The sequence below is a fragment of the Variovorax sp. DXTD-1 genome (assembly GCF_003984625.1).
GTDB lineage: Bacteria > Pseudomonadota > Gammaproteobacteria > Burkholderiales > Burkholderiaceae_C > Variovorax.
The window spans coordinates 68126-80948 of sequence record NZ_RWKH01000008.1 but is presented as its reverse complement, the minus strand read 5'-3'; the positions used below and the strand labels follow the sequence as shown (position 1 = coordinate 80948).

General features: G+C 67.0%; 10 protein-coding genes. 4 read left to right on the top strand and 6 right to left on the bottom strand.

What is annotated here, in order from left to right; translation table 11 throughout:
• Nucleotides 1–14 precede the first annotated feature (14 nt).
• Nucleotides 15–797 (bottom strand): IclR family transcriptional regulator, encoded by a 783-nt coding sequence (locus tag EJI00_RS09555; protein ID WP_126747229.1) that lies wholly within the window; start codon nucleotides 795–797, stop codon nucleotides 15–17.
• A gap of 174 nt (nucleotides 798–971) precedes the next feature.
• Nucleotides 972–2021 (bottom strand): tRNA dihydrouridine(20/20a) synthase DusA, encoded by a 1050-nt coding sequence (gene dusA / locus EJI00_RS09550; protein ID WP_409514013.1) that lies wholly within the window; start codon nucleotides 2019–2021, stop codon nucleotides 972–974.
• 310 nt (nucleotides 2022–2331) lie between these two features.
• On the opposite strand from dusA, the gene EJI00_RS09545 reads away from it, so the two are divergent.
• Nucleotides 2332–3207 (top strand): SDR family oxidoreductase, encoded by an 876-nt coding sequence (locus EJI00_RS09545; RefSeq protein WP_126747228.1) that lies wholly within the window; start codon nucleotides 2332–2334, stop codon nucleotides 3205–3207.
• Between the two features lie 39 nt (nucleotides 3208–3246).
• Here EJI00_RS09545 and EJI00_RS09540 read toward each other — a convergent pair whose 3' ends face one another.
• Nucleotides 3247–3924, bottom strand: a complete 678-nt coding sequence (locus EJI00_RS09540; protein ID WP_126747227.1) for a glutathione S-transferase family protein — start codon at nucleotides 3922–3924, stop codon at nucleotides 3247–3249.
• Nucleotides 3925–4358: 434 nt separating this feature from the next.
• On the opposite strand from EJI00_RS09540, the gene EJI00_RS09535 reads away from it, so the two are divergent.
• The gene (locus EJI00_RS09535; RefSeq protein WP_126747226.1) at nucleotides 4359–4634 is read left to right on the top strand and encodes a hypothetical protein; all 276 of its coding nucleotides are present in this window, start codon (nucleotides 4359–4361) and stop codon (nucleotides 4632–4634) included.
• 93 nt (nucleotides 4635–4727) lie between these two features.
• Here the strand turns inward: EJI00_RS09535 and EJI00_RS09530 are convergent, their stop codons facing one another.
• The 3 genes from EJI00_RS09530 to EJI00_RS09520 all read right to left on the bottom strand — a co-directional run bounded on the left by EJI00_RS09530 (nucleotide 4728) and on the right by EJI00_RS09520 (nucleotide 8591).
• Nucleotides 4728–6521 carry an alkaline phosphatase D family protein gene (locus EJI00_RS09530; protein WP_126747225.1) on the bottom strand — a complete coding sequence of 598 codons (1794 nt, stop codon included), beginning with the start codon at nucleotides 6519–6521 and terminating at the stop codon, nucleotides 4728–4730.
• Nucleotides 6522–6672: 151 nt separating this feature from the next.
• A complete protein-coding gene (locus EJI00_RS09525) occupies nucleotides 6673–7674 on the bottom strand; it encodes a Bug family tripartite tricarboxylate transporter substrate binding protein (protein ID WP_126747224.1) in 1002 nt (333 codons plus the stop codon).
• Nucleotides 7671–8591, bottom strand: coding sequence for a LysR substrate-binding domain-containing protein (locus EJI00_RS09520; protein WP_126747223.1), 921 nt, complete (start codon nucleotides 8589–8591; stop codon nucleotides 7671–7673). Before EJI00_RS09520 ends, EJI00_RS09525 begins: the two co-directional genes overlap by 4 nt.
• A 119-nt stretch (nucleotides 8592–8710) precedes the next feature.
• Here EJI00_RS09520 and EJI00_RS09515 point away from each other — a divergent pair, with 119 nt between their 5' ends.
• Together EJI00_RS09515 and EJI00_RS09510 are read left to right on the top strand one after the other, a co-directional pair.
• Nucleotides 8711–11461, top strand: a complete 2751-nt coding sequence (locus EJI00_RS09515) for a tannase/feruloyl esterase family alpha/beta hydrolase (RefSeq protein WP_126747222.1) — start codon at nucleotides 8711–8713, stop codon at nucleotides 11459–11461.
• Nucleotides 11458–12819 (top strand): hypothetical protein, encoded by a 1362-nt coding sequence (locus EJI00_RS09510; protein WP_126747221.1) that lies wholly within the window; start codon nucleotides 11458–11460, stop codon nucleotides 12817–12819. Before EJI00_RS09515 ends, EJI00_RS09510 begins: the two co-directional genes overlap by 4 nt.
• Nucleotides 12820–12823: the final 4 nt, after the last annotated feature.

Sequence of the window (12823 nt, the reverse complement as noted above, 5' to 3'; positions counted from 1 at the left end):
GGCCGCCGGGTCGATCAGTCCGAGCCGATGACGCCGGTTTCGGCCGAGATGCGGCTGGCGACCTCGAGCAGGCGCGGCGCAACGCGCGAGAGCATCATGTCTTTCGGCAGCAAGTAGGCCGGGCCGCCGCAGCTCACGCCATAGCGTTCACCGTGCGGCCCTTGCAGCGCAAAGCCAAGCGCGTGAATGTGCGGATGCCATTCGCCGAACGAGCTGCAGTAGCCCAGGCGGGCGTATTCGTCGAGCCCCGCCATCAGGCGGGGTTCGATGGAGGCCCAGCTCTCGCCGCTTTCCTGCTGGATCTTTTCGAGCACCGCCGCCCGCTCGGCCTCGGGCAGCGCCGCAAGGGAAGCACGGCCCGCTGCCGAAGTGACGATGCTCATGCGGGTGCCGACGTCCAGCCGCGAGCTGATCAGCGCCGACCGCGGGCGCAGCGAGTCGATGACGAGCATGTCGAGATCGTCGCGCACCGCCACATGAACGCTCGCGCCCGCAAATTCGGACAACTCCGCCAGGTGGGGCCTGGCCACCGTGCGCAGGTCGAAATGACGGAGATAGCGGCTGCTCATGTCGAGCAGCGCCGGGCCCAGGCTGAAGCGCTCGCTGTCCTGCGACTGCCGCAGATACCCCGCATTCACCAACGTGGCCGTAAGGCGCGACACCGTGGCCTTGGGAAGGCCCGTGGTGTCGGCCAGTTCCCGATTGCTCATCGGCGCCGCCGACATCCCGATGACCTTGAGCAGGGCCAGACCCCGGCCCAGTGCGCTGACTTCTTCTTTGCTCCCCGCTTCATTCATGAATCGAAACCCCTTATTTATTAGCGTTTCTTGATTCTTTAGCAGAAAAGTTGAAAAGTTTCAGTCCTCAGGCAATCATTATCATTTTGGAACACTCACCGTTGCTGAGGGGCGAATCCCTTTCCGCAAGCGGCTCCGCGCCGCAGTGCCCGCTTCACTCAAGGCACGCTTCAGCTAGGCAACCTGCGCCACGGGCTCGTGCGCCAGCGCCATCACCTCGCGCGGCGAGCGCGTCTTGAGCCGGTGGTCGCTCCAGACCTGGCGCCAGCGGCGCGCACCCGGCAGGCCGTTCCGTAAGCCCAGCATGTGCCGGGCAATCGACGACCACTGCGTGCCGTGTTCCGCCGCCTCGCGAACCATGTAGTCGCACATGAGCGACTCCACCTCTTCACGCGTCAGCGGCTGCGGCCCGGCGCCGAAGAACTCGGCGTCCCATTCGGCTAGCCACCAGGGGTTGTGATAAGCCTCACGCCCCACCATCACGCCGTCGAGCAGCCGCAAGTGCTCGTGCACCTGGGCATTGGCCGAAATGCCCCCGTTGATCGAAAAGCTCAGCTCCGGAAAGTCATGCTTGAGCCGGTGCACCAGTTCATAGCGCAGCGGCGGAATCTCGCGGTTCTGCTTCGGGCTCAGCCCCTTCAGCCACGCATTGCGCGCATGAACGATGAACGTGCCGCAGCCGGCCTCGCTCACGGTGCCGACAAAGTCGCGCACGAACTCATAGCTTTCGATCTTGTCGATACCGATGCGGTGCTTGACTGTGACCGGCACGCTCGCCACGTCGACCATCGCCTTCACGCAGTCGGCCACCAGTTGCGGCTCCGCCATCAGGCAGGCGCCGAAGGCTCCGCGCTGCACGCGCTCGCTGGGGCAGCCGCAATTGAGGTTGATCTCGTCGTAACCCCACTCTTCGCCCAGCTTGGCGCAGTGCGCCAGGTCGGCCGGCTCGCTGCCGCCTAGCTGCAGGGCCACCGGATGTTCTTCGGCGTTGAAGCGCAGATGGCGGGGAACGTCGCCATGCACCAGCGCGCCCGTGGTCACCATTTCGGTATAGAGCAGCGCGTGGCGCGACATCAGGCGATGGAAGTACCGACAGTGGCGGTCGGTCCAGTCCATCATGGGTGCGACGGAGACGATTTTTTCTTTTAGATTCAACAACTTAGACCTACCATCGGCAAGCGTTGCCGAGCAAGGCGCCGGTCCTGCCACCATCGGCGTGGACATCGGCTGCATCCAGGCGGTAGTTTCTCACGCCCGCTTCAATCCGCAGGCGCCATCCCCCGCATCAACGTCAGCAGGGCATGCATGCCGGGCACGCGGGCATGAAAGGCCTGCGCTGCGCCCTGCCGAACGGCCAGCAGGTTGCCTTTGGCCTGAATCGAAGCCGCGGAAGAGTGCCGTGGGTCTTGTCCGACGTGCGGATGCGCAAGCCTCGCGCGCACGTCGCAATTCAAAGGCTGAAGCTTGAGCCGTTTCCCCCACCGCTCAGGCAGCAGAGTTCCGCCTTTCGTCCACCAATCTCTCCAGCAACGCCATGACAGAAGACCCTCGCCAAGCCGGCCCGCAGCCGCCTTTTTCCACACCCGCCCAGCAACCTCCGGGGCTCGAATCGAAGATGTCGCCGCTGCCCGATTTCGGCGAACAGTCGTACGTCGGCAGCGGCAAGCTCCAGGGCAAGGCCGCGCTCATTACCGGTGGCGACAGCGGCATCGGCCGCGCAGTGGCCATCGCCTTTGCACGCGAAGGCGCCGATGTGCTCATTTCCTACCTCGCCGAGGAAGAGGAAGACGCCCAGGTTACGCGCCAATGGATCGAGCGCGCGGGCCGCCGCTGCGTTGCGGTGCCCGGTGACATCTGCGAAGAGGCGCATTGCCGCAGCCTCGTGGACCGCGCGTTCGACACCTTCGGCAGGCTCGACGTGCTCGTCAACAACGCGGCCTTCCAGATGAGCCACAAGTCGCTCGACGAGATCTCGCCCGAGGAGTTCGACCGCACCTTCCGGACCAACGTCTACGCCAACTTCTTCCTGTGCCGCGCCGCGGCGGCGCGAATGCAGCCGGGTGCCTCGATCATCAGCACCACGTCGGTCAACGCCGACAAGCCCAACGCCACGCTCGTCGCCTACGCGGCCACCAAGGGCGCGATCCAGAACATGTCGGGCGGCATGGCGCAACTTCTCGCGGAGAAAGGCATCCGTGTGAACTGTGTGGCCCCGGGGCCGTTCTGGACGCCGCTCATTCCCTCGACCATGCCACCCGAGAAGGTGAAGGAGTTCGGCAAGCAGACCCCGATGAAGCGGCCGGGCCAACCGGCCGAGTTGCAGGCGGTGTATGTGCTGCTCGCCAGCGACCAGGCAAGCTACATCTCGGGCGCGACCATCCCGGTGACGGGCGGCGTGCCGTTCATCTGAGCAGCAACGCCCAGGCACCGGCGGCATGCCGGCCGCCCATCAGGGACGATCGGTCCTGATGTCGGGTGCGGGCGTCAGGGAAACGCCCTGCGCCTTGGCGGCACCCGCTTGCGCAGCCATCGCGGCCTTGAAGCCCGGCCGCGCCTGCAGACGCTCCCAGTAAGCCGCCACCGAGGGCGTGAAGCGCTCGGCCAGGCCCAGGTGCTCGGCCAGCAGCAATGCATAGCCGACCGACACGTCCGCCGCGGTAAAGCGGCCTGCGCAAAGGTACTCCCGCGCGGCGAGCAGCGGCTCCAGCGCTCGCAGCCGCGCCAGGAACCACTTGGCATAGTCGTCGGCCACCTGCGGCTGCTTTCGCTCCGCCGGCTCGAAGTGCGCATACCGCAGCACGAGCGTCTGCGGAAAGGTCAAGGTCGCCTCGCCGAAATGAAGGTAGTTGAGGTACGGCCCGAAGTCCGGCTCGCCGCTACCCACATCCAGCTGGCCCGCCGAGAACCGCGCGGCCAGGTATTGGCAGATGGCGGCCGACTCGGTCATTCGCATGGCGCCGTCGGACAGCATCGGCACCGTGCCGAGCGGGTTGACCTCGAGATACGGCCGCGACAGCACGCGCGGCGGAAACGGCAGCATCTTGAGCTCGTAGGAGAGCCCGATTTCTTCAAGCGTCCACAAAGGCCGGAACGAGCGTGCGCTGACGCAGTGGTGAAGGGTGATCATGTGCCGGCGGTCTTTGGTTCGCTGCGGTGTTGACGCAGGTTGTCATTTTGAATCCATCCTCATGCGCAATGAGGTTCGGGAGGTGACGCAAGGCACCCACGTAGGAGAGCCACCTCCAAGAAGACACGTCAAAGTGGCCTTTGCGCCGGCGCAGCAGAACGGACGCCCGGCTGCACCCAGGTGAACAGCGCTTCAGCGTTGCGCCTCTCGCGACCGGCTGAGTTCCGCCCGCCCTTGGGACGTGATGCGCAAGGAAATTCATCGGCATAGCTTCTCCTCGGATCGCAGCGCGGCCAGATGGCTCTCAAGTAAATTGAGAGCTTAAGACCTACATCACGACACGCCATTGCGGCAATGGCACTTCGAAAAACCGCCGCTAACTTGTGATTCTTTTGACCGACGGATCCAGATCGGACGGGCAACCGGAGAATCGCATGGCGCTTTTATTCTTGATGCGGCTGCATCATGTGCAGCTTCCGGTCCGGGTGGCGGTTCCGGAGGAGCTCCGCCATGTCTCGGTGCTTGTAGCCACCGGATTGATAGAGGCGGACATCGGGCCGCTCAGCCCCACCGGGCGCTACGCTTCGTCCCGCGTCGCCACGGTGCTTCGCATCACTGAAGACGGCCTAGCCGAGATCGCAAAGATGGGAAATGCGCCCAGGTTCGCGAGAACATCAATGCAATTCACCCGTGGATTCCGGCTCATGTGATGCCTGGCGTCGCTTCGGGCGCGTGGCCCATCCCCGCGCACGCTTGCGTGCAGCAACGTCAGCAACCACACGCCGCGTCGGCCCCAGCCACCCTCAGGCCGCAAGCACCTGCAAGTTGCCGGTGCCTGGCAGCGCGCGCAGCGTGGCGGCCGTTCTGACCGAGTAGTCGCGGCTCAGCACCGTGCTGACCTCGACGTATTCGCAGCGCGCTTCGCTGGGTGTCAGCGTCAGCACGGCATAGCCGCGCTTGCTGGTTTCGGCGTAGCGCAGGTCGTCCACCATCCGCAGGAAGCCGTCGGCCAGGAGGTCGTTGGCAATCAGCGGAACCGCACGCTCGAAGCCGGGCGACGACACCGACGAGGTTCCGAACTCCACCCCCACCCGCTGCCCCGACACATCGGTGAGGTTGCCGGCCCAGGCGTTGTGCGTGTCCCCGGCCAGCGAGACGAGGTTCTTGCCCTGGTTGCGCGCCATGGCAAGCACGGTGTCGCGCGCGGCCGGGTAGCCGTCCCATGCGTCCATGTTGTAGGGCACCTTCTGCTGCGCGAGCAAGGCCCGCTGGCTGTCGCTGCGGGCGGCGTCCGGCAGCGCCTGCGCGGCCACGTAGGCGCCCAGCGTCTCGGGGCTGAAGTCGGTCGCAATGCTCAGGGGAATGGTCATGCGCATCATGAGCACCTGCTGGCCCAGCACCTGCCAGGTACCGGCCGATGCGGCCATGCGCGCGGAGAGCCAATCCACCTGCGGCTGCCCCAGCAACTGGCGCGTGGTCGCGGCCGCTTCGCCGGCCAGATATTGGTCGAGCGTGAGCTGCCGCTCGCGGCCGATCAGCCGGGTGTCGAGCATGTGCAGCGAAGCCAGCGTGCCGAAGTCGAACGAGCGGTAGATCAGCAGCGGGTTGGCCGGGTCGGGCAGCCGCGTCGGCAGCCACTCGTGGTAGGCCTGCACGGCGGCCGCGCGCCGCGCCGCAAAGCTGCCCTCGCTCGCGTCGTCGTGGTTGGCGGCGCCGCCCGCCCATGCGTTGTCGGCCAGGTCATGGTCGTCCCACACGGCAATCATGGGAAACCGCGCATGCAGCGCACGCAGGTCGCTGTCGGTGCGGTATTGCGCATGGCGCTCGCGGTAGTCCGCAAGCGTCAGAATCTCATGGTCGGGTGTCGATACGCGGTCGATGGCAATGGCCAACTGCGACGCATAGCCCACGCGTCCGTACTCGTAGATGTAGTCGCCCAGGTGCAGGACCACGTCGATGTCGGTGCGCTTGGCAATGTCGGCATACACATTGAAATACCCGCTCGGAAAGTTGGAGCACGACACCACCGCCAGCCGCACCTGCGAAACGCCGCCCACCGGCAGCGTCTTGGTGCGGCCGATGGGCGAGGCCTCGCTGCCCATCACGAAGCGGTAGAAATAGGTGCTGGCCGGCTGGAGCCCCGTGGCGTCCACCTTCACGGTGTAGTCGCGCTCGGGGCCGGTGCTCACCGTGCCGCGCGCAACGATCACGCCAAAACGCTCGTCGCTCGAAAGTTGCCATTCGACGTTCAGGGTGCCCGGTGCGGGCGCCGTCACGCGGGTCCAGAGGATCACCCGGTCCGACAACGGGTCGCCGCTGGCAACGCCGTGCTTGAACACCGGGCCGGTGCTCACGGGCGGGCTGCCGCCGCCTCCTCCAATGCCCCCTCCTATGCCTCCGCCGCCTCCCCCACCACCGCCACCGCCACCGCAACCTGTGAGGCTCACCCCGCTGGCCGAGAACATCGCGAACAGTACGGCGTTGCGTATGAGCGAGCGTCGGGTGGTGCCGGTCAGGGCTTGCTGGGGATCTGTGCCGCCGCCGTCATCGGCGGCCTGGCTTGCCTGGTCGTTCTTCTTCTCGTTCTGCGTGCGCATGGCTGTCTCCTGATCCGCCGAGGACGAGACGCACGGCACGCCTCAATCTCCTTTCGACGTCGGCGACATTGAAGGTGAAGACTTTGGTTTTCTGCGTAGGTTTGTACCTATGCGTGTGTCAGCCGGAAGCCAACCGATAAAGAATGCGCGGTTAGTCGAACTGCGATCGGTCTCCGGACACCAGCTCGCGGTTGCGCCGGCGGTCGACGGCAATCTCTTGCGCAAGGTCTTCAATGGCGCCGCCCACCGGCAGGTTGTACGCACCGCGCAGCCGCGCGCGCACGGCATCGCTGCTCAGCACCCGGTTGATCTGCGCATTGAGCCGCTGCAGCACAGCCACGGGCGTGCGGGCGGGTGCGAAGATGCCGAAGAGCGAATCGCGATTGGCCCGCTCGTAGCCCAGTTCGGCAAGCGTCGGCACCGCGGGCAAGGCCTCGATGCGCGACGGCGCACCGACAGCGAGTGCCTGCAGCCGCCCTTCCGCTATGTACTGCAGCTGCTGCGCGGCGACGTTGGTCGACAGCACCTCGAACTGCCCGCCGAGTGCATCGTTGAGCTGCGGGCCACCGCCCGCGTAGGGAATGTGCGTGATGGCGGTGCGGCTTTGCATGCGCACTTGCGCCAGCACCATGTGGCCGATGGTGGCCACGCCCGAGGTGGCCCACCGCACTGCGCCGGGCCGGCTGCGCGCAAGCGCAATCAGCTCCTGGAAGCCGCGGCCCGCAAAGGCCGGCGTGCCGACCACCAGCACCGGCGTGCGCATCACGCTCGCCACCGGCGCGAACGCGCGCAACGCGTCGTAGGGCACACGCGCAACCAGCGGATGCAGCGTGATCGGGCTGATGGCCGAAAACGCGAGCGTGCAGCCGTCGGGCGTGGCTCGCGCCAGCGCATCCATGCCGATGCTGCCGCCCGCGCCGGCACGGTTTTCGACGAGCACCGGAACGCCGAGCAATTGGGCCAGCGGCTCGGCGAGCACGCGGGCCATGCCGTCGCTCACGCCGCCCGGTGGGTAGACCACGATCAAACGAATCGGCCTGTTCGGCCATTGAGTCGGCGGCGCAGCCTGCAGCAACTGCGGCATGGCGCAGGCGGCGGCAAGCGCAATGCCAGTGTCACGCAGCAGTCGACGGCGGCGCGGTGAAAAACTCATGACCCGGGGTTCTCGCTCGCGTGCCTGCGCAGCAGCGCGGCAAAGTGCTGCGCGGGCAGGTTGTCTTCTTCCACGCGCGATACCAGCGTGAGCGGCGCGTCGAGCTGGCCGCCGTCGGCAAGCCGGGTGTAGGCAATCGCATGCGCATGCACGCCGGTCATCGAAGCCGGCACCACCGACAGGCCGACACCCGCGGCCACGAGATTCAGGTTGGTCATCATGCGGTCCACCTCGGCCACCACGCGCGGGCGCAGGCCCTTGGCATGGCACATGGCAAGCAACTCGGCGTAGAGGCCCGGCGCGCCCGGACGGCGCACGAGGATGATGCCGTCCTCGCACAGCTTCGCAAGCGGCAGCGGCCGCGAAGCCTTGCTTCGCGCAAGGGCAAAGCGGTGGTCGCTCGGCATTGCCACCAGCACGGGTTCGCGCAGCAGCGTTTCGAAGCGCAGGCCTTCGGGCCGCGCCACCGGCACGCGCAGCAGCCCGCAGTGCAGGCGGCCGGCGTCCAGTGCCTCGGTGAGCTCGGCTGCGTTGTCCTCGCGCAGCTGAAGCTCCACGTCCGGATGCGCACGGCGAAAAGCGCGCAGTGCTTCAGGCACGAAGCGGTGCGCTGCGGCCGAGCTGGTGAAGCCGACCGCCAGCGTGCCTGCCTGCCCCTTCGCCACGCGCGCCATGCGCTGCTTCATGGCCGCCATGTCCTGCAGCATGCGCAGCGCCTCCACCTGGAACAGCCGGCCCGCATCGGTGAGCGCCACGCCGCGCGGATGCCGCCGGAACAACAGCACACCCAGCTCGCGTTCGAGCGCCTTGATGGCCTGGCTCAACGGCGGCTGCTGGATGCCCAGTTGCTCGGCGGCTCGCGTCATGTGGCCGGTCTCGGCAACGGCCACGAAGTAGCGAAGCGGTCTTATCTCCATATTTTTTTCATATCAAAAGTGCCTCTTTATTTTATTTGACCCTAGGTCACCGTGCACCTATCGTCCGGCCGCTCATTCAAAAAAGCGGCCCACCGAGGCCGCATTCCGGAGACAAGTCCATGCGCAACTCGCGCTTTTCTGCATTGTTTAACGCGCCCTTTCGCGCCTGTCGTTCGTTCGTTGCCGTGACCGGCATTACGCTGGTTCTCGCCGCCTGCGGTGGCGGCGGCGGTGGTAACGCTGGTGTCGGGTTCTTTCCGATCGCATCGCCCCCGCCGCCGTCAAACGGCGGCACGCCCGACACCGATCCGCCCGACAACCCGCCGCCCCCGCCCGTGCAGCCGGTGGTCGCCTGCATGGATCTCGCCGGCAAGAGCCTGCCTGCCTCGCTCATCAGCCTGCCCACGCAGGGCGCCACCGTGACCAGCGCCGTGCCGGTGGCGGCGGGCGACGCCGGCAACCGGCTCGGCGACTACTGCCGCGTCCGCGGCACCATCCAGCCGATGGACCCTGCTTCGCAGGCCATCAACTTCGCGGTCAACCTGCCCGAAAAGTGGAATCGCAAGACCATTCACTTCGGCGGCGGCGGCTTCGACGGCGTGCTGATCGACGGCACCGAGGTCATCCGCTTCGGCCCCGCGGGCAAGCCCGCGCCGCTTGCGCTGGGGTATGCAACCTACGGCGACGATTCGGGCCACCAGTCGAGCAGCATCACCGACGGGCGCTTTGCCGCCAACGACGAGCAGCTTGCCAACTACGGCGGCAACTCGCTCAAGAAAACGCGCGACGTGGCGCAGGCGCTGGTGCTCGCGCGCTATGGCATCAAGCCCGCCTATGCCTACTTTCTCGGCACCTCAACCGGTGGGCGCGATGCGCTCAGCTACATCCAGCGTTGGCCGCAGGACTACGACGGCGTGATTGCCAACGAGCCCGCGCTCAACTACACCGGTACGCGGCTGTCGAACGTGGCGGTGGGCCGCGCGCTGTACAACAACGGCGGCGCCGGCTGGATGAACGTGGCCAAGACGCTGCTGGTGCAAAAGGCGGCCATGCAGGCCTGCGACAAGCTCGACGGCGCGGCCGACAACATCGTGAGCAACGTGGAGAGCTGCCGGCTGCTGAACGCGCAGATCCTCGCGTCGCTGCGCTGCAGCGGCGGCACCGACGCCGGCGACAGCTGCCTTTCGGACGCGCAGCTTGCCACCGTGCGCACCATCGAATCGCCGCTGGAGTTCAGCACCTACTCGCTGGCCAACGGCGTAAAGCGTGCAGGCGGCTACAACATCCTTGAAGGCACCTTGGTGGCGGGCCCCTACACCACGCGCGACCTGGGCACGCGCAAGGTGCCGGGCGATCCCGCCACGTCGGCCGACGCCAACATGTACGTCACGGGCGACCAGTGGGTGAAGTACTTCGTCACGCGCATCGACAGCTTCGATTCGCTGGGCTTCGATCCGCTGGACCCCGGCGCTTTCGCCGCTCGCGTGAGCGAGGTGTCGGCGCTTACCGATGCCACCAACCCCAACCTCGCGCCCTTCTTCGCGCGCGGCGGCCGGGTCATCATGCTGCACGGCCTGGCCGACGAGGTGATCAGCCCCAACTCGACCATCGACTACTACAAGCAGCTCATCGCCACCGTGGGCGGGGCCGCCGTGGACGAGCATGTGCGTTTCTACACCGTGCCCGGCATGGGCCATGGCACGGGCAGCTTCATTCCCAACTGGGACTCGCTCGCTGCGCTCGAGGGCTGGGTCGAGGGAGGCCTGGCGCCTGCCACCGGCGTGGCGGTCGATGCCGTGGCCGGCACTTACGGCCGCACGCGCCCGCTGTGCCAGTTTCCGGCATGGCCGAAGTACCGCGGCAGCGGCAGCCTTGATGCGGCGGTCAACTACAGCTGCGTGACCGAGGTCGGCGATCCGCTGGCCTGCCCCAACCTGCCGGCTGCCCCGACGAGCTACAAGGGCGGCAACAGCTTCGGCGAAGAAGTGCGCATCGACATCGATCCGGCCACCATGGCCTACACCGTGACCATCGATGCCAGCGTGCAGCGCGCGGCCGGAACGCAGCGCAGCGGCTCGCTGGTGGCGCAGGGCAGCTGCAGCTATGCGAGCGGCGAAAGCGCGGCTGTCTTCAGCTTTGCGCCAGGCGGCGTGCTGCTGGGGGGAGTGAATGCGCCGAGCGGCGGCGGCTTTGCACCGCTCATTGCGTTCCAGAACACCTTCGAGAACACGGCGGCACCGGCGGTGTTCAATCCGGTGGCCAACATCTTCAACGCGGTAGGCGTTCAGCAGGGCACTGGCACTGCGGTGGCGCATGCGTCTTCGGTGCGGCTGCGCAATGCGGGCACTTTCCAGTATTGCCGCGATGCGGTGACGGGCAGTTTCATGACCTACGACGCCACATGCACGCAAACGGAGAAGGGCTACATCACCTACAACACCGCGCGCGGAGCCTTCGACCTGCGCACCACCTCGCCCACCGGCGGCGCCGTGACCACCGGCGGCACGCTCACGGGGTCGATGGTGATCGGGCTCGTGAACGGCGCCGCGGTGCCGCTGCACCTCGTGCGCGAGTCGGCCGCCAACGCCGGCCTGCGCATGTTCGGCCTGCAGCAGACGCTGACGCCCGGCACGGCGGACGGCAGCTACGCCATGGTCGCCGTAACGGGCCAGAACCGCGAGGCCACCGTAGCGGGCAGCAGCTTCAACCTGGGCGGCACCTCTGCATCCCTCAGCTACGACACACCGGTGCTCGGCGCGGTGCAGGCCGATGCGGGCCGGCCGGGCAATTTCATCTTCAACAGCGGCGTCCTCGGATTCGTTTCCACGGCAGGAACGAACGCGGCGCTGGAACTCGGAGTACGACATTGAAAAAACAACTTTCCACGCTGGCCGCTTTCGCGCTGCTGGGCACCGCGCTGCCGCTCTCCGCGCAAGCGGCCTCGCCCGCATCCAAGCAGGCACCTGCATCAACGCCCTGCCCCGCACCCGTGCCTGAGGCCGCACGCTGCTACACAGGCGAAGACGGCAGCGGTTCTTTCTACTGGATCGCGATTCCCAAAGACTGGAACCGCGGCGTGCTCGTGATGCATGCCCACGGCGGCCCCGAGACCGGACCGCCCAAGCTCGAGCGCAGCCAGGAAGACCTGAAGCGCTGGGCCATCACCGTGAAGGCCGGCTACGCATGGGCCGGCTCCACCTACCGCCGCGGCGGCTACGGCGTGACGATGGCGGCCGAAGACACCGAGCGGCTGCGCCAGATCTTCGTGCGCCACTTCGGCCAGCCCCAGCGCACGCTGCTGCATGGCCAGAGCTACGGCGCCGGCGTGGCGGCAAAGGCGGCCGAGCTCTACGCGCCTGTCGGCAATGCAAAGTCGCCGTACGACGGACTTCTGCTCACCAGCGGCGTGCTCGGCGGCGGCAACAGCGCCTATGACTTCCGGCTCGACTTGCGCGTGGTCTACCAATACGTGTGCCGCAACCATCCGCGCGCCGATGAGCCGCAATACCCGCTGTGGATGGGCCTGCCCGCTGATTCGAAACTCACACGCGCCGAGCTGGCCGCGCGCGTCAAGGAATGCACCGGCATCGGCATGCCCGCCGCGCAGCGCACGCCCGAGCAGGCCGCGCGGCTCAAAACCATTCTCTCGGTCGTGAAGATCGAGGAGCGCTCGCTGCTGGGCCACCTGAACTGGGCCACCTGGCTGTTCCAGGACCTGGTGCAAAAGCGCCTGGCCGGCCGCAATCCGTTCGGCAACATCGGCGTGGTTTACCAGGGCTCGGCCGACGATGCGGCACTCAATGCGGGCGTGCTGCGCTACGCCGCCGATCCGCAGGCCAAGGGCGCCCTGGCGGCCGACAGCCAGCCGACCGGGCGCACCGCGCTGCCCACGCTGGCGCTGCATGCCATCGACGACCCGACTGCTTTCGTCGAGCTCGAAAGCGCCTACCGCCGCATCCGCGACGCGGCCGGCACCGGCGGCCAGCTGGTGCAGAGCTTCAGCGCGGAGCGCGAGCACAGCTACCTGAGCGATTCGGAATACCCCGCGCTCTTCGCCGCCCTGCTCGATTGGATCGACAAGGGCGAAAAGCCCACGCCGCAAAGCCTTGCGCAGCGCTGCGCATCGCTGGCGCCGCGCTACGACACAGACGGCAAGAACGGCTGCCACATCAAGCCCGATTGGCAGCCGCCCACGCTCGAGAGCCGCGTACCGGTGCGAGCCCCCTGATTTC